The organism is Paenirhizobium naphthalenivorans (assembly GCF_007992095.1).
GTDB classification, from domain to species: Bacteria; Pseudomonadota; Alphaproteobacteria; order Rhizobiales; family Rhizobiaceae; genus Allorhizobium; species Allorhizobium naphthalenivorans.
In genome coordinates, this window is sequence record NZ_BJZP01000012.1 from 1 (window position 1) to 16732 (window position 16732).

Annotated in this window: 19 protein-coding genes; 11 read left to right on the top strand and 8 right to left on the bottom strand. The window is 58.8% G+C overall.

Translation table 11 applies throughout. The features are described from left to right. Positions 1 to 588, bottom strand: a 588-nt coding sequence (locus tag RNA01_RS12995) for a LysE family translocator (protein ID WP_147180646.1), incomplete at its 3' end; no start/stop codon positions are given. A 127-nt stretch (positions 589 to 715) separates the two neighbouring features. After that, positions 716 to 1618: a polyprenyl synthetase family protein gene (locus RNA01_RS13000; protein ID WP_147180647.1), complete on the bottom strand. Its 903-nt coding sequence runs from the start codon at positions 1616 to 1618 to the stop codon at positions 716 to 718. 196 nt (positions 1619 to 1814) lie between these two features. Here RNA01_RS13000 and mtgA point away from each other — a divergent pair, with 196 nt between their 5' ends. The 4 genes from mtgA (at position 1815) to RNA01_RS13020 (ending at position 4121) form a co-directional block, all read left to right on the top strand. Further along, positions 1815 to 2507: a monofunctional biosynthetic peptidoglycan transglycosylase gene (mtgA, locus tag RNA01_RS13005; RefSeq protein ID WP_147180648.1), complete on the top strand. Its 693-nt coding sequence runs from the start codon at positions 1815 to 1817 to the stop codon at positions 2505 to 2507. Between the two features lie 77 nt (positions 2508 to 2584). After that, positions 2585 to 3232, top strand: a complete 648-nt coding sequence (locus RNA01_RS13010) for a glutathione S-transferase family protein (RefSeq protein WP_147180649.1) — start codon at positions 2585 to 2587, stop codon at positions 3230 to 3232. A 160-nt stretch (positions 3233 to 3392) separates the two neighbouring features. Further along, a complete protein-coding gene (gene rpmF / locus RNA01_RS13015) occupies positions 3393 to 3578 on the top strand; it encodes a 50S ribosomal protein L32 (RefSeq protein WP_016556742.1) in 186 nt (61 codons plus the stop codon). Between the two features lie 135 nt (positions 3579 to 3713). Beyond that, positions 3714 to 4121 carry a hypothetical protein gene (locus tag RNA01_RS13020; protein ID WP_147180752.1) on the top strand — a complete coding sequence of 136 codons (408 nt, stop codon included), beginning with the start codon at positions 3714 to 3716 and terminating at the stop codon, positions 4119 to 4121. Between the two features lie 86 nt (positions 4122 to 4207). On the opposite strand, the gene phaR is transcribed toward RNA01_RS13020, so the two are convergent. Next, the gene (gene phaR / locus RNA01_RS13025; protein WP_147180650.1) at positions 4208 to 4783 is read right to left on the bottom strand and encodes a polyhydroxyalkanoate synthesis repressor PhaR; all 576 of its coding nucleotides are present in this window, start codon (positions 4781 to 4783) and stop codon (positions 4208 to 4210) included. A 228-nt stretch (positions 4784 to 5011) separates the two neighbouring features. Between phaR and RNA01_RS13030 the strand changes: the two genes are divergently transcribed. The 3 genes from RNA01_RS13030 to RNA01_RS13040 all read left to right on the top strand — a co-directional run bounded on the left by RNA01_RS13030 (position 5012) and on the right by RNA01_RS13040 (position 7463). Continuing rightward, positions 5012 to 6193, top strand: coding sequence for an acetyl-CoA C-acetyltransferase (locus tag RNA01_RS13030; protein ID WP_147180651.1), 1182 nt, complete (start codon positions 5012 to 5014; stop codon positions 6191 to 6193). 132 nt (positions 6194 to 6325) lie between these two features. Then, on the top strand, positions 6326 to 7051 hold the full coding sequence (locus RNA01_RS13035) for a beta-ketoacyl-ACP reductase (protein WP_147180652.1): 726 nt from the start codon (positions 6326 to 6328) through the stop codon (positions 7049 to 7051). A 64-nt stretch (positions 7052 to 7115) separates the two neighbouring features. Continuing rightward, entirely contained in the window at positions 7116 to 7463 is a 348-nt protein-coding gene (locus RNA01_RS13040; protein ID WP_147180653.1) for a YunG family protein, read from the top strand. Between the two features lie 233 nt (positions 7464 to 7696). Here RNA01_RS13040 and RNA01_RS13045 read toward each other — a convergent pair whose 3' ends face one another. Together RNA01_RS13045 and RNA01_RS13050 are read right to left on the bottom strand one after the other, a co-directional pair. After that, complete coding sequence (locus tag RNA01_RS13045) at positions 7697 to 7948, bottom strand: YMGG-like glycine zipper-containing protein (protein WP_147180654.1); 252 nt, start codon at positions 7946 to 7948, stop codon at positions 7697 to 7699. 31 nt (positions 7949 to 7979) lie between these two features. Further along, complete coding sequence (locus RNA01_RS13050; RefSeq protein WP_147180655.1) at positions 7980 to 8135, bottom strand: DUF3309 family protein; 156 nt, start codon at positions 8133 to 8135, stop codon at positions 7980 to 7982. A gap of 549 nt (positions 8136 to 8684) precedes the next feature. Between RNA01_RS13050 and RNA01_RS13055 the strand changes: the two genes are divergently transcribed. The 4 genes from RNA01_RS13055 (at position 8685) to RNA01_RS13070 (ending at position 13628) form a co-directional block, all read left to right on the top strand. Then, a complete protein-coding gene (locus tag RNA01_RS13055; protein ID WP_147180753.1) occupies positions 8685 to 11729 on the top strand; it encodes a helicase-related protein in 3045 nt (1014 codons plus the stop codon). Between the two features lies 1 nt (position 11730). Further along, entirely contained in the window at positions 11731 to 12144 is a 414-nt protein-coding gene (locus RNA01_RS13060; RefSeq protein WP_147180656.1) for an RNA-binding S4 domain-containing protein, read from the top strand. Between the two features lie 188 nt (positions 12145 to 12332). Then, positions 12333 to 12671, top strand: a complete 339-nt coding sequence (gene fdxA, locus RNA01_RS13065; RefSeq protein ID WP_147180657.1) for a ferredoxin FdxA — start codon at positions 12333 to 12335, stop codon at positions 12669 to 12671. 387 nt (positions 12672 to 13058) lie between these two features. Continuing rightward, positions 13059 to 13628, top strand: coding sequence for a CarD family transcriptional regulator (locus tag RNA01_RS13070; RefSeq protein ID WP_147180658.1), 570 nt, complete (start codon positions 13059 to 13061; stop codon positions 13626 to 13628). A 93-nt stretch (positions 13629 to 13721) separates the two neighbouring features. On the opposite strand, the gene RNA01_RS13075 is transcribed toward RNA01_RS13070, so the two are convergent. The 3 genes from RNA01_RS13075 to RNA01_RS13085 are packed head-to-tail and all read right to left on the bottom strand — an operon-like array spanning position 13722 to position 16475. Further along, positions 13722 to 15020 (bottom strand): KpsE/RkpR family capsule polysaccharide export protein, encoded by a 1299-nt coding sequence (locus RNA01_RS13075; RefSeq protein WP_147180659.1) that lies wholly within the window; start codon positions 15018 to 15020, stop codon positions 13722 to 13724. A 4-nt stretch (positions 15021 to 15024) separates the two neighbouring features. Continuing rightward, on the bottom strand, positions 15025 to 15684 hold the full coding sequence (locus tag RNA01_RS13080) for an ABC transporter ATP-binding protein (RefSeq protein WP_147180660.1): 660 nt from the start codon (positions 15682 to 15684) through the stop codon (positions 15025 to 15027). Continuing rightward, complete coding sequence (locus tag RNA01_RS13085; RefSeq protein WP_235916615.1) at positions 15681 to 16475, bottom strand: ABC transporter permease; 795 nt, start codon at positions 16473 to 16475, stop codon at positions 15681 to 15683. Before RNA01_RS13085 ends, RNA01_RS13080 begins: the two co-directional genes overlap by 4 nt. Positions 16476 to 16732: the final 257 nt, after the last annotated feature.

The following is a 16732-nucleotide window of genomic DNA, read 5'->3' on the forward strand; positions in this document are numbered from 1 at the left end:
ATCTATGCCGCGGCGGGCCCTGCGATAGGTGCGAAAGACGGGGGCAGTGGAAAACAACAAGGCATAGCCTGAAAAGACGATCATGCCGGTCAGCAGGCAGCCGCCAACGATCAGCGCCACGGTTGTGGCCGGGGCGCCTTGCGGCAGTCCGAGCGAGATGATCGCCAGCCAAGCGAAGATTGCCTTGGGGTTCGTCAGGTGGATGGCGTATCCGAGCAGGAAGGTGCGCCTGATGCTTCTCACCGGCTGTGCCTTAAGCGGGGGCGCCTGCAGTGGATCGTCCCCGCGGCTTGCCGAGCGCAGCGACTTATAGGCAAGGTAGAGAAGATAAAGCCCGCCCGCGATCTTCACGGCCTGCAGGACGCTCGCGTAGTGGGTGAGAACGGCGGCCAGGCCGATTGAGGCCGCCATGGCCCAGGTGAACGAGCCGGCCAAAACCCCGGCCGCCATCGCAAGCCCGGAGCGGCGCCCCTCGGCGATTGATGTCGATGCGATCGCCATGACGGCGGGGCCGGGGCTGACCACCGCGACAAGATAGACGAGATAGGCCGTAAAGATCTGTGGCAGGTGCTGGGCGATATCGGTCATCAGTAAACCCCGTTCCCGTGGATGGACGATTGAGCATAGCGTCGGCACGTGCCCCGGACACGTCAGATGATTTGATCCGGACCTTTCGGGAATTGATGGGTCGGACCAGTGGCTGGCACGAAAAGGGTCATGCTTTGCGGTTGGCAACAAAACGAGCGGCTTCAATCAGCGTAGCTGCGCGCTCGCCATAGACGGCGATCAGGGCGCTTGCCTCGTCAACCAGCCGATCGAGTTCGGCTTCCACCCAGGCCTGGCCCCTGAGCGCGACCAGTGTGCCCTTGCCGCGGGCGGCGTCCTTGCCGGCGGCCTTGCCCAGCGTTGCGGCATCGGACGTCAGGTCAAGCAAGTCGTCGGCCAGCTGGAAGGCGCGGCCGATGATCTCTCCGAAACGGCGCATGCGGTCGCGGTCATCTTCCGAGGCGCCGGCGATAACGGCACCGGCCTCACAGGCAAACCGGATCAGTGCGCCGGTCTTCATCGCCTGGAGCATCACAATGCCGTGCACATCGGGAGCCTGCTTCTCGGCCGCCAGATCGAGCGCCTGGCCACCGGCCATGCCACCAACGCCAGCGGCGCGGGCGAGGGCTAGCACGAGCTCGATCTTGGCGCGATCGACGATTTGCGTTTCCGGCGCGGCGATGATGTCGAAGGCATAAGTCAGCAAGGCATCGCCAGCGAGGATCGCAGTTGCCTCGTCATAGGCGATGTGGACCGTCGGCTTGCCGCGGCGCAGATCGTCGTCGTCCATGGCCGGCAGGTCGTCGTGGACCAGCGAATAGCTGTGCAGGCATTCGAGCGCCGCGCCGACCCTGAGGGCCGCCATCTCGTCACCGCCGAACATTGCCGCGCTCTCGAAGACCAGAAAGGGGCGAAGTCTCTTGCCGCCGTTCAGTGCGCCATAGCGCATGGCTTCGGCCAGGCGGGCCGGGCGTGTCACTTCCTGCGGTCGGGCTTCTTCCGATAGGAGCTGTTCCAGCAGCGTTTCGGTTCGCTTGGCCACAGTGTTGAGCTTTGCTTCGAATGGGGTCATCAGGGCCTCCGTCGCGGCTATTTGGCATGGGGGCGAGGGACTGGCAACGGGAATCTGGCCGGGAAAAGCCGCGCTGCCTCGCAAGCTGTCTGGCTATCGATGGCGAGCCTCGTTAAGAGGAAAGATCACTCGAAGACACCAGGGTAGGTCCTTCTTGGCGGACAACAGCGATTTCGGAAGCGATGAGGATGGCGATATGGCAGCGCCGCGCAGGTCCAAGAGGCTGGTGCGGGAGCTTCTGCGCATCGTGCTCGCCTTTCTACTGCTGCCCTATGTGTTGATCCCGTTCTATCGACTGGACTTCATTCATCCCGTTTCGACGCTGATGCTGGCCGATCTTGCGATCTTTCAGGGCTATGACCGGCAGTGGGTGGGCTTTGACGAGATCTCGCCGCATCTGGTCCGCGCTGTGATGATGTCGGAGGACGGCCAGTTCTGCTCGCACATGGGCGTCGACTGGGAGCAGATGAAAGGCGTGGTTGACGACGCGCTGGCGGGTGAGGCGACGCGAGGGGCCAGCACGATCCCGATGCAGACGGTCAAGAATCTCTTTCTATGGAACAGCCGGTCGCTGATCCGAAAGGGGTTGGAGTTGCCGCTCGCTATTTTCGCTGACGCGATCTGGTCGAAGAAGCGGACGATGGAGATTTATCTCAACATCGCCGAATGGGGCCCTGGCGTCTATGGCATTGAGGCGGCAGCCCGTTATCATTTCAAGACCTCGGCCGCAAAACTGACGCCGAGCCAGGCGGCGTTGCTTGCCGTTTCGCTTCCTAACCCGATCGAGCGGGTAGCGGGCAAGCCGGGCAAGGGCATGAAACGGTTGGCGGCCTTGGTGGACCGGCGCGCAAAGCGGTCGGGTGCTTATATCACTTGCCTTTATGAGTGACTTTCAAAACTTTGGTTGGTGCCGGAATAGGGAGACCCTTAGTCTTGCCCGGAACATTGGCAATCGGGAGCGCGGCGATGGACCCTTTCATTCTTTATATCGGTAACAAGAATTATTCTTCCTGGTCGTTCCGTCCGTGGATTGCGCTGACCGCATGCGGCATTCCCTTCGAGGAGCAACTGATTCCTTTCGATTTCGATGCCGGCAATCCGAAGTTCCTAGAGATTTCCCCGACCGGTCGCGTGCCGGTTCTCCACCATGGCAATCTCAGGGTTTGGGAATCACTTGCGATTATTGAATATGCCGCCGAGCTTTATCCCGACGCCGGCCTCTGGCCGAGCGACAGGGGCGATCGTGCTATGGCGCGATCGATCTCGATGGAAATGCTGTCCGGCTTCCGGGCGCTGCGCGGAGCCTGCCCGATGAACATTCGCCGTGAGATCCGGGCGATTGATTTGCCGCAGGGTGTTGTCGGCGATGTGGCGCATATCGAGATGATCTGGCGCGACATGCGACAGCGTTCCGGCGGTCCCTTCCTGTTCGGGGAGTTTTCCGCTGCCGACGCAATGTATGCGCCGGTGGTCAATCGCTTCAAGGTTTACGATCTGGTCAAGGCGGCGGATACGCGCGACTACATGCAGGCGATGGAGAGCCATACGGCCTGGATTGCCTGGCGCGATGCCGCGCTCGCCGAGACGTGGGTCGTGCCGGAGGACGAGGCCTGAAAGTTGGCGCGGACCCGGGCCACCGAAAAAAATCAGCCGGGGACTGGTCAAAGCCCCGCAGCCCATGTATAAGCGCGCGAAATTCCGAGATCGAGACAGGTGCTGTTCGGCCTCATCCGGCTGCGGAATCCTGTTTTGCCCGTCATGTGGAGTAAGTAAAATGGCTGTACCAAAAAGAAAAACAAGCCCGTCCAAGCGCGGTATGCGCCGCTCTGCAGACGCGCTGAAGGCTGCGACCTACGTCGAAGATAAGAACTCCGGCGAATTGCGGCGCCCGCACCATATCGATCTGAAAACCGGTATGTACCGTGGCCGTCAGGTTTTGACGCCCAAGGAAAGCGCATAACATCCTAATTTTCGGGTGACTTTTTAAGGCCGGCGTTAAGCCGGCCTTTACTTTTTGGAGGGTCTGGCGGCTAAATCCTCGCTTCGCCGCCCGGCTTGCCGGCGGCTCATGCCTTCCATCGACCGAGGACTTGCCATGCTCTCCGCCATTCCCCTTATGATCCTGCCGCTGGCACTCTACAATCTGGCCATGCTCGGTCTTTTCGGAGCCGGCGGAGTTGACGTTCTGGACCAGCAATTGCTGTCCCTTTCGATGCTGTCGGGGGCCGTCTGGGTCATGTCCGTCAGCGATGTCCTGATCCTGCTGTCGCTCGTCATCCTTTTCTTCGAGATTCTCAAGGCAACGATGAACGGTTCCGGATCGCTGATAAACCACCTGCTGTCCATGCTGGTCTTCATCGCCTTTCTGGTCGAATTCCTGTTGGTCAAGGGGGCGGCTACCCAGACCTTCTTCATCCTGATGACGATTGCCTTCATCGATGTGGTCGGCGGTTTCACCGTGTCGATCCGCTCGGCGGGCCGGGACGTTTCCATCGGTCTTTGAGCCGACCTCCTCGTTCGACAATGCAAAAAGGGCAGGAGATGACTCCTGCCCATCACGGTCGTGCGACAGTTTCTGTCGACGGTGGCTCAGAGATTGTCGAGCTTGCTCTGCAACGTGCGCAGCTGTTCCTTGAGTTCGTCTATGTCCTTCGCCTCTGCCTTCTTGGTCTCTTTCGGCGGTTGGGTTCCAAGGAAGGGCGAGAACATCTGCATCGCCTGGTGGAACATCTCGGTGTTGCGCTTGACCTGCTCTTCCATGAGCTGCATCGGGGCATGCAAATTCTTGGTCAGCGGCGTTTCACCGAAGGCCTTGGTCATCTGCTCGCGCATCTGGACCTGCTGTTCGGTGAAGGCCTTCATCGAGTGCTCGAGAAAGCTCGGCACGACCATTTGCATCTGGTCGCCGTAATAGCTGATCAGCTGGCGCAGGAAGGAGATTGGCAGCAGCGTATTGCCTGTCTTCGACTCCTGCTCGAAAATGATCTGGGTCAGAACCGAATGGGTGATGTCATCGCCGGACTTGGCATCCTGGACGGTGAACTCCTCCCCCTTCTTGACCATCTTGGCCAGGTCTTCCAGCGTCACGTAGGTGCTGGTGCCCGTGTTGTAGAGGCGTCGATTGGCATATTTCTTTATGACGATCTCGCCTTCGGCTTTGGCCATATTTCTCTCCCAATCTCGTTGATTTTGTGGATTTTTGCTCTTCCCATACCAAGTGTAAGCGCAAATCGAGGGTGGTGACAATCTCTTTGTGCGATGCGGCACTCGCATTTGATGAAACTCAAGAGGGTACAACTAAGGAACGAAATCGGCGGCACTCTTCCTATTTGACTTCGACCGAAAGCTTTGCCAGTTTCTCAGTCAACAACATAAAGATTTGAGGAGGCGTCCATGAGCAGTTCATCCATCGTCATTGCCAGCGCCGCGCGTACGCCGGTCGGTTCCTTCAACGGCGCTTTCGCCAATGTTCCGGCTCATGATCTTGGTGCGACCGTCATCAAGGGGGTGCTGGAGCGGGCGGGTGTCGACCCCAAGGAAATTGATGAAGTGATCCTCGGTCAGGTGCTCACCGCCGGCCAGGGCCAGAATCCAGCTCGTCAGGCGGCAATGAAGGCCGGCATTCCCCAGGAGGCCACCTCCTGGGGCGTGAATCAGCTCTGCGGATCGGGCCTTCGTGCCGTCGCTCTCGGCATGCAGCAGATCGCGACCGGCGATGCGACGATCATCATCGCGGGTGGTCAGGAGTCTATGTCGATGGCGCCGCATTGCGCCCATCTGCGGGCGGGCATCAAGATGGGCGACCTGAAGATGGTCGACACGATGATCAAGGACGGCCTGACCGATGCCTTCTACGGCTACCACATGGGTACGACTGCCGAGAATGTCGCTCGCCAGTTCCAGTTGACGCGCGATGAGCAGGATGTCTTCGCCCTTGCCTCGCAGAACAAGGCTGAGGCCGCTCAGGTGGCTGGCCGCTTCAAGGACGAGATCGTTCCGGTCGTGGTGCCGGGCCGCAAAGGCGATGTGACCGTCGATGCTGACGAATATATCCGCATCGGCGCGACGCTCGAGAGCATGACCAAGCTGCGCCCGGCCTTCGATAAGGAAGGCACGGTCACCGCCGGCAACGCCTCCGGCATCAACGACGGCGCGGCCGCGGCCCTGCTCATGACCGAAGCCGAGGCTCAGCGCCGTGGCATCACCCCGCTGGTGCGTATCGCTTCCTGGGCAACAGCCGGCGTCGATCCTCAGATCATGGGAACCGGTCCGATCCCAGCTTCGCGCAAGGCTCTGCAGAAAGCCGGCTGGAGCGTTGCGGACCTCGATTTGGTTGAGGCCAATGAAGCCTTTGCCGCCCAGGCCTGCGCGGTCAATAAGGATCTTGGCTGGGATACTTCGATCGTCAACGTCAACGGTGGAGCGATCGCCATCGGTCATCCAATCGGCGCATCGGGTGCGCGCGTGCTCAACACGCTGGTGTTCGAGATGAAGCGTCGCGGGGCGAAAAAAGGCCTCGCCACGCTGTGCATCGGTGGCGGAATGGGTATCGCCATGTGCCTGGAGGCACTCTGAAGCATGCAGCGCGACCGGCGCGGTCTTCAAAGTCGCGCGTGAGGTCCATCTGCTTGACATGAAACTGTCCTAACAACGGCTCCACGAGAAGGGCCGGTGGGCGCTTGATTATGCTGTGAGGGGAAACAGGACATGAGCAGACTAGCATTGGTAACGGGTGGAACACGGGGTATCGGGGCGGCGATTTCGATCGCGCTCAAGGCTGCGGGCTACAAGGTTGCGGCAAATTATGCCGGCAATGATGAGAAGGCCAAGGCCTTCGAGGCGGAGACGGGGATCCACGCCTTCAAGTGGGACGTTTCCAACTACCAGGCTTGTGTCGAGGGTATCACCAAGGTTGAGGCAACGCTGGGCCCGGTCGAGATCCTCGTCAACAATGCCGGCATCACGCGCGATGCGATGTTTCACAAGATGACGCCGGAACAGTGGAACGAGGTGATCAACACCAATCTCAACGGTGTCTTCAACATGACGCACCCCATCTGGTCCGGCATGCGTGACCGTAATTTTGGCCGCGTCATCACTATTTCGTCTATCAATGGCCAGAAGGGGCAAATGGGGCAGGTCAACTATTCCGCCTCCAAGGCCGGCGATCTCGGCTTCACCAAGGCGCTCGCCCAGGAGGGAGCGGCCAAGGGGATCACCGTCAACGCGATCTGCCCCGGCTATATCGGCACTGAGATGGTGCGTGCGGTCCCGGAAAAGGTGCTCAACGAGCGGATCATCCCGCAGATCCCGGTCGGCCGTCTTGGCGAACCGGAAGAGATTGCGCGCATCGTCGTGTTTCTCGCGTCAGACGACGCTGGTTTCATCACTGGATCGACGATTTCTGCCAATGGCGGGCAATTCGTCGTCTGAGTATGGTCTTGGGCCCATTTGAGAGGCGGCCCCGAAGAGGGGCCGCTTTGCCATGGAAGCTCTCATGAGGTCGCCGTTCCCGACTGTGCAGGTTCTTGTCGTCGCCTGGAAGCGGGCCTGGTCGTCAGGCACGTCGTACAAATGGACGCCGGAAAATCCGGCAATGGGGCAGTGCAGCGTGACGTGTCTCGTCGTGCAGGACCTGTTCGGCGGGCAGATCGTCACGACACAGGTTCCGGGCGGTACCCATTTCTACAACCGCATCGATGGCCAACGTATCGATCTGACGGTCAGTCAGTTTCAACAATCGATCACCTTTGATGATCACCCCGCCAGCCGCGCCGAGGCGCTTAGGGATGCTGGCTTGGAACAGTATTTCCTGTTGCGCCAAAGACTGGGTCCCAATCGTTAACGTGTGGAACTTGATCACAGCCACGAAACCTTAATATCCACCACTCCGTATGGTTAACATTTTGTTGTTTCACAACATCTCGTGGTGAACAGATCAGGAAAATCATCGTGTCTGTGATTCGTCGCTGATTCGTTCCGGCTTTGATCGAGATGTTAACGTTCCGCCATTTAAGGGTGGCAAAAAGCCGCTGGTGGTGGGCCAGCGGTTTTCTGCCAATGTGTTGGGGGGGGGCTTTAGCGGCAACGGGCTTCGTAACGACGACCGTAGCGGTCGCGGTAGATGCAATACCCGCGGCGGTCGGCCTGGGCGATCAAGACGCCGGCAGCGCCGCCGATCACCGCCCCGACAGCCGCCCCGCCGACAGAATTGGTGGCGACACCACCGATGACTGCGCCTGTTGCCGCCCCGACTCCAGCGCCACGTTCCGTGGCGGTGCAGGAGGCAAGAGGCGCAATTAAAGCAAGAGCGATAAGGGTCTTTTTCATCGTCGTTATTCCTCTTCGGTTTCTAGACCGCTCAGATCCGGCCCATGAGCAGCAGGATGACAAGAATGAGGACCACAAGACTGAGGCCGCCAGACGGACCGTAGCCCCAGTTGCGGCTATAGCCCCAATTGGGTAATGCCCCGACCAGCAGCAGAATTAAGATGACGACAAGGATTGTACTCAACATGGCACTCCTCTCCAACGGCGAATGCGAAATTCCACTATCGTGACACCTTAATTCCCCAGGTTCGCAATTGTTCCGCACTCTGAATCGGCATCGGCGAGAAGTCCTGCTCAATATGGCGCCGCCGAGCCTGAGCGCAGACTGTTTCGTCCGGCGGCCACGTAATGCGTTTGCCACAAAGGCCTGCGGGTCGATGAAGCCGGCGATTACGTTGCCGATCTGGCGCTTCCGCTGAAGGTATTGATTGGATCAGCATTTCGTATGAAGCCTGCCGCGATGGCCGATATGTAGCAGTGAACAAATCCGGAATCACTACGAGTCGGCGATTCGTCGCTGATTCGTTCCCAGACTGTTCCATCGTGGCTCTTATGGACCTTTCAACGGTCTCAGTGTGCTTTCCTTTGATCAGTGGAGGGGCGAATTACGCCTATCACAGTCAGGGCGGCTTGCCTTTGTCGGCAATCGTCGCCATGTGTGGGCAAGTTCGCCGGCCGCCGACAAGGGTGTTCGACGATCCATTTTAGCGCGGAGCCGTCGTTGAATTCGCAACCCATGATCCTGAGCGGCCGCGGCGTCACTGCTGTGCTGGGGCCGACCAATACCGGCAAGACTCATTTTGCCATCGATCGCATGATCGCCCATGGCTCCGGCATGATCGGACTGCCGCTGCGCCTCTTGGCGCGGGAGGTCTATGGTCGGCTGGTCGAAAGGGTCGGAGTCTCGCAGGTCGCTCTCGTTACCGGCGAAGAGAAGATTACGCCGCCCGGCGCCCGCTTTTCCGTCTGCACTGTCGAGGCCATGCCGCGGGAGACAAAGGCATCGTTCGTGGCGATCGACGAGATCCAGTTGGCCGGCGATCTGGAACGTGGGCACATTTTCACTGACCGACTCCTGCATCTGCGCGGACGGGATGAGACCCTGTTGCTCGGTTCGGCGACAATGAAGCCCATTCTCCTGCAGTTGCTGCCGGGGATTACCGTGGTCGAGCGGCCCCGTCTGTCGCAGCTTTTCTACGCGGGGCAGAAGAAGATCACCCGCCTGCCGCAGCGAACCGCCATCGTCGCCTTCTCGGCCGATGAGGTCTATGCGATCGCCGAGCTCATCCGCCGCCAGCGCGGCGGGGCGGCCGTTGTTCTCGGAGCACTGAGCCCTCGCACGCGCAACGCCCAGGTGGCGCTTTATCAGGAAGGTGACGTCGAATACCTGGTGGCGACCGATGCGATCGGCATGGGTCTCAACCTGGATGTCGATCACGTCGCATTCGCCCAGGACCGCAAGTTCGACGGCTACCAGTTCCGCAATCTCAATCCGGGTGAACTTGGCCAGATTGCCGGTCGCGCCGGGCGCCACCTGAAGGACGGGACCTTCGGCGTCACGGGACGGGTCGATCCGTTCGAGGAGGAAATGGTCGAGCGGTTGGAGGGACACGAATTCGACAGCGTCAAGGTGCTGCAATGGCGTACCGCTCGCTTCGATTTTTCCTCGGTCCAGGCTCTCTTGCGCAGCCTTGAGGCGGCGCCGCGGGTCGAGGGGTTGACGAAGGCACTACCGGCGATCGACCAGCAGGCGTTGGAATTCCTCGCTCGTTATCCGGAAGTGCGTGATCTCGCGGACAGTCCTGAGCGGGTGGAGAAGCTGTGGGAGGCCTGCGCGCTTCCAGACTATCGGCGCATCACGCCTGCACAGCATGCCGATCTTATCCAAAGTCTGTTTTTCGATCTCGTCCGCCATGGTACGGTCAACGAGAATTTCATGGCCGAACAGGTGCGGCGGGCCGATCGAACGGACGGTGAGATCGATACCTTGTCCGCGAGGATTGCTCAGATCCGAACATGGACTTATGTATCGAACCGACCGGGTTGGCTTGCCGATCCGACACACTGGCAAGAAAAGACGCGGGAAATCGAAGACCGATTGTCCGATGCGCTACATGAACGGTTGACGAAACGCTTTGTTGATCGCAGGACATCTGTGCTCATGAAGCGCTTGAGAGAGAATGCGATGTTGGAAGCTGAAATCAGTGTAAACGGCGATGTCTTCGTGGAAGGACATCACATGGGACAACTCGCCGGTTTCCGGTTCACGCCCATATCAGGCATGGAGGGGTCGGATGCGAAGGCTGTCGAGTCTGCGGCGCACCGGGCGCTCGGGCTCGAGTTCGAAGCGCGCGCCGCGCGTCTTCATGCGGCAGGCAACGGCGATCTGGCGGTCAGTGCGGACGGTTTGGTGCGTTGGCTCGGCGATCCGGTGGCCAAGCTCGCCGGTTCGGACCACATGCTGCATCCGCGTGTCATCCTGCTTGCCGACGAGCAACTGGCCGGCAATGCTCGCGATCACGTCGTCGCCCGCATCGAGCGCTTCGTCAACCATCACATCTCGACCATCCTGAAGCCGCTCGACGACCTGTCGCGGGCCGAGGACCTGCAGGGTCTGGCAAAGGGCTTGGCCTACCAGTTGGTGGAGAGCCTTGGCGTCCTGTTCCGCCGCGACGTTTCCGATGACGTCAAATCGCTCGATCAGGACGCACGCGCCTCGATGCGCCGCTATGGGGTCCGGTTCGGCGCCTATCACATCTTCATGCCGGCGCTGCTCAAGCCTGCCCCGGCCGAGCTGATCACGCTTCTTTGGGCGCTGAAGAACGATGGGCTCGACAAGCCCGGCTATGGCGACCTCATTCCGGTGCTCGCCGCCGGCCGTACCTCGGTTGTGACCGATCCGAGCTATGAGCGGATGTTTTACAAGCTGGCGGGTTTCCGCTTCCTTGGTAAGCGCGCGGTGCGGATCGACATTCTTGAGCGCCTTGCGGACCTCATTCGCCCGCTGCTCCAGTGGAAGCCTGGCGCGACACAGCGTCCCGACGGCGCGTATGACGGCCGTCGGTTTACGACGACGACTGCCATGCTTTCCATTCTAGGTGCCACCCCGGACGACATGGAAGAGATTCTCAAGGGGCTTGGCTATCGCGCCGATAGCGTCACGGCCGAAGAGGCTGAGGCCTTCCTGGCCGGACAGAAACCGGTGGCTGCGTCCGAACAGAAGGCGGACGAAGCCAAGGCTACAGCCGCAGAGCAGCCTGACGCTGAGCCTGTTGTCGAAACCGCTGTGGTGGAGGAAAGCGCAACAAGCGAGACGCCCGCCGTGACGGAAGTGGTTGTCGTCGAAGCAGATGCTCCGATTGATGACGCGGTGACAAAGGCAGAGGTTTCTGGTGAAGATGCTGCCGCCACCGAGCCGAAGCCGGTGCTGTTGTGGCGTCCGGGTGGTCGTAGCGATAGTCAGCGCAATGCGCGGCCGAACGGCGAGCGCCCACGTCAGGGCAGTCGGGGCGCCAACCGTGGTGCGGCCGAAGCGCAGGGCGAAGGCAGGCGTGACGATCGTCGCCGCGATGGCGAGGGCGGCAAGGGCAGGGACAAGGACGGCGGTCGTAGTGGCTTTGGGCACAAGGGCGATCGGAAGGAGCGGCCCAATCGGTCTGACCGCGATGGAAAGCCGCAACAGGCTCGTTTTGAGGCGAAGCCACCGCGTAAGGAGAAGCCGATTGATCCGGATTCGCCTTTTGCCAAGCTTGCAGCTCTCAAGGAGCAGATGAAGAAGTAACATGGCCGAGAAGCAGCCACTGAGCGGTTCGCGCCAGCGCATCGACAAGTGGCTTTTCTTTGCCCGTATTGCGAAGTCCCGCACCCTCGCCAAGGAGCGGATTAGCAGCGGGCGTGTGCGCGTAAATGGTCACATCGTGCGCCAATCCAGCCATGTGATCGGTCCGGGCGACCGGATTGAGGTCGCTCTGAATAGGCGCGACATCGTGCTTCTCGTCCTCAACTCGGGCGTTCGGCGGGGCCCCTATGACGAGGCGCGGCTACTTTATGAAGACCTGACGCCTCTTCCAAGCGATGAGGACGGGTTGAGGTCGCTTGAGCAAGCCTCTCGGCTTCCAGGATCTGGACGCCCGACCAAGAAGGAAAGGCGAGCGATCGATCGCCTCCAGCCTGACGAGGCTTGGTTCGATGATTAGAAAACTCTCCGCTTCAGCAGCTATTTTCAGAATTGTTTATCCTTGCTATAGCCCGGATAACACAGTAGCTGACGGTGTCTATTCAGCCGAGCCGAGCTTCTGCATCATGTGTTTGACCGGATGAGCGATGAATGCGAAGCGAGCAAGGCTACCGTTGCCTGCGCCGAAACGAGAGCCTGGAGTGCCGCATGACTTATATAGTCACTGACAACTGTATCCGCTGCAAATATACCGACTGCGTTGAAGTCTGTCCGGTCGACTGCTTCTACGAAGGTGAGAACTTCCTCGTCATTCATCCGGACGAGTGCATCGACTGTGGTGTCTGCGAGCCGGAATGCCCGGCTGAAGCAATCAAGCCGGATACCGAACCGGGTCTCGACAAGTGGCTTCAGATCAATACCGATTATGCCAAGATCTGGCCCAACATTACGGTAAAGCGGGATCCGTTGCCTGAGGCCAAAGAGATGGACGGGGTTCCTGGGAAGTATGAACAGTACTTTTCTGCCAAGCCGGGCGCCGGTGATTGATTTATTTGCGCCGCTCCGCAGTTGGAAGCGGATCGCTACGGTCAGAGAGGCGCACGAGAAACTCATCTATTTGGGGCGTGCGCGGCCGCATTGTGGCAGTGCGTCAGTAAAATATTGATTTCCGCGTATTTTTGTGGTAGCATGATTGAACTGTTCCACTTCACGGCATTTTTATGCCCTGAACCATCACGAAAGCAAACCCATCGTTCAGCGCGGTTACGGTGACACTAGCGGCCTTAGCGGTCGCGTTGCTGTTGCGACGATGGGATGTTCTGCGTGGCGGGTTGGATCAGGATGGAGTGACCCGACGGTTTCCCCCGTCTCATCCGGGCCTGACCGACCCGGCACCGGCGATGCCGGGAGCATAACAGGGAGTTTTTGAAACGAATGACGACCCAGCAGAAAAAATCTTCGACGCGCCAAGGCTTCAAGACTGGCGAATCGATCGTCTATCCGGCACATGGTGTCGGTATCATCACCGCTATCGAAGAGCAAGAAGTGGCCGGCATGAAGCTTGAGCTTTTCGTGATTGACTTCGAGAAGGATAAGATGCGTCTCAAGGTTCCGGTTGGCAAAGCCGTGAGCATCGGTATGCGTAAGCTCTCGGAAACCGATTTCGTTGAGCGTGCTCTGAAGGTCGTGCAGGGCAAGGCCCGCGTCAAGCGCACCATGTGGTCGCGGCGTGCGCAGGAATATGACGCCAAAATCAATTCCGGCGACCTGATTTCGATCGCTGAAGTGGTACGGGATCTTTTTCGCGCAGAGAATCAGCCTGAGCAGTCCTATTCCGAGCGTCAGCTTTATGAAGCGGCTCTTGATCGCTTTGCCCGCGAAATCGCTGCTGTGAATAAAATGTCCGAAACTGAGGCCGTTCGCCTCGTCGAGGTCAATCTCGCCAAGGGCCCGAAGCGCGGCAAGGGTGTTGAAGAGGACGACGCGCAGGAAGAAGCTGCTTAAGTTCTTGCAGGCTTATTTGAGAACGCCATAGAAAAGGGCCCCCGATCAATGATCGGGGGCCCTTTTCGTGATCGAAAGTGAGGTGATGCCGCCTCAAGCTCGGTCGCGGATGTTGTAATAGAGCAGCGTTGCCATGCCCCAGACAAACATGCCACCGAGGAACACCAGGACCGCATAGAGAAGGCGGTTCGGATATTGGGCCATTTGTGACAGTGTGGGCTGGATGAAAACCGCCAGATACCGCTGTTTGCCAGTCGCGTCTATGCGCGCCTTTTCCAATGATGCCAATGCTCCGGCATAGGTTTTCTCGCCGAACTCATGCTCCAGCTGTAGCTTCTCGTAGAGCTGTAGCCGCCCCGAAACGTCGGAATTGGTCAGGTCCGTGGTGGTCCGATCCGTTTTTGCTTCGGCTATGCCGCTGCCGATCCGTTGCTTCTCCGTCTCAATGCGAGATTCCAGTGCGGAGATCTGTGTCTTGATCACGCGAATGCGCGGCGTATCTTCCGCCATCTGCGAGCGAGCGACCTCTAGTTCTGCGTTGAGCTTGGCGAGCTGCTGTTCCATACCCGCGACCAGCTGGACCGCGAGTTTGGCGCCCTCAACCGGATCTACATCCTGCGAAACATCGCGGAATTCACGCAATGCCATGCGAGCGTCCGTCAGGCGCTTCTCGGCAATGGTGATTTCCTGCCGGGCTAGCTTTAGGGTTTCCTCGTGCGCTGTCGTGGAAAGATCATTTATAAGGATCTCGCAGCGGGTAAGAATGAAGCTTGCGATCTCCTGCGCCTTCTTGGGGTCGAATGCTCTTACATGGAGCTGGAGGATGCCCGAGGCATTGTCGAAATCCACCGTGATCATACGGCGCCAGTAATTCAACTTGTCCTCAATTGGCTGGCCGGCAGCCAATCCGAAGAAATAGTCTCCGCCACGCGGCGCGAAGGTAGCGTCAAGGTCGAAACGCGAATCGACGTCTTCCACCATCCGCTCGCTGAGCAAATAATCCATCAGGATATAGGAGTCTGCTACCGTGCTGCCTGCCGTTGTCTGGGTGAACATGCCCATGATGTCGGATGCGCCAGCTGAGGATATGATGCTACGGACCGCAAAGGAGGCGGAGCTATGGTACTGGTCCTGCGCCACGAAGGCGAGATAGAGCGATGCGAGCGTGCTGGGAATGGCAACCAATACGACGAAGGCGGCGATTATGACGAGGTGCCGGATCTTGAGAAGTGGAGAGATCTTCCTCAACCGGACCGCGCGGCCCTTTCTCTTGCTTTCATCCAGTAGGCCTTCCAGAATCCGCACATTCGGATGCTGTTTCGGTTTGGCAGAGGACTCATCCAGCTTGGGCGGCACTATCTTGGAGCCGGCCGCGTTTTCGGGAATTGCCATGTCGTCAGCTATCCTTCATGTTCTTGTCGTGGACGCGGATCGCATCCTCGACATTGTCGAAATAGGTCAGTTTGCCTTTTTCCAGCACAATGCCACAATCGCAGTAATCCCGGATTGTTCCAGTGCTGTGGGATACCATGATCACATCTGAATCGGCGAGGCGCGTCCTGAAGACCTCATGGCACTTATTCTTGAAGTTTGCATCGCCCACTGCGGTAATTTCATCGACCAGATAATAATCAAATTTGATGCCCATGCTCAAGCCGAATGCCAGTCGCGCTTTCATGCCTGAAGAATAGGTGCCGACCGGAGAGCGGAAAAAAGCGCCAAGTTCAGCGAAATTGGCAACATAGTCGATCAGTTTTTCAGAATCCACCCCATAGATGCGTGCCACAAACCGAACATTCTGCTCGCCTGTCAAGTTCGCCTGAAAACTGCCCTGGAAGCCGAGTGGCCAAGAGATGCGGCCTTCGCGAACGATGCGTCCACCGTCCAGTCTTATGGTGCCGGCAAACAGGCGCAGCAGGGTGGACTTGCCCGCGCCGTTACGCCCTAGGAGGCCGACGCTTCGGCCGCGCTTCAGTACGAGCGATACGCCATCAAGGATCGGCTTCTTCGTGCCTCGGGCGTAAACGAATTTGGAAGCCTGTTCTAACCGGATCATTCGTTACGCAGCGTCCTGGTGGAAAGGGTGAAGAGCGTCAGGCCGCCCATCAGGCAGATGAAAATAAAGCCCATAAGGTAGTTAAGGTCCAGAGCAGTCGCGCGATATTCAGCATAGAATCCCTTGCGAAACAGTGCCACGATGTGGATGACCGGGTTAAGGGTAATGATGTCCTGAAAGGGATGCGGAAGAGCGTCGGGCAGAAAGAAAACTCCAGACAGCATGAAGGATGGTTTCATGGCGATTTGATAAAGTTTCTCGTAAAGAGGGGAGCGGAGGAAAAGAACTGTATTGGCCAGACTGACACCGAAGGCCAGAAGCGCCGCTGCGAGCACAGCAGAAAGGATTGCGGCCCAGTCTATCGTGAGGGGCAGGTGCAATGTGCTGATGATCGTGCCGAGTACGATAACCGCGACCATAGCCATGGTTCCCAACTGCAGGAAAAGACGAGCAACCAAGGTGTCGATCGGCGCGACATTGGGATAACTCAGCAAGGCCTTGTTCGCCTTCAGTGCGTCGTCTAGATAGTTCGTGGTGCCCTGATAGAAATAGAAGCCGACGTAACCGGTGGCGAAGAACAGCGTGAAACTCGTACCGAGCGGCGGCAGATGGGCAATGCCCTGAAAAATAATCGTCAGCATCAGCACGTGGGCCACGGGATCGAGCAGGGCCCAGATATAACCTCCGGGCTTGTTGCCGAAACGGGTCGACATCTCGCGGATCAGCAGCGCCGAAACGATGCGCATGTGTGTCACGAAATACATATTGTTGTTTAGCCTGTGCTCGCCCATGTCTTCTCGTTCGTGGGAGCGCCTCGCGACGCTTTGCCATTGCTAACATGAAATCGATTTTGTGGCAAAAAGAGGTTGCCGGTTATCCTGTTTTCTATCCGGGCGCCAGACGGGGTTGACTAACCGCGGCGGTCTGTACTGCCTTTTGTCGGTCGGTGCATTGGCCAACGAAAGACCGTGCAATCGTCACATATCAGCCGGGTTTAGGAATTGACGGTGTACAATCGCTTGTCTAATGCCTATGCGAGATCTGGATC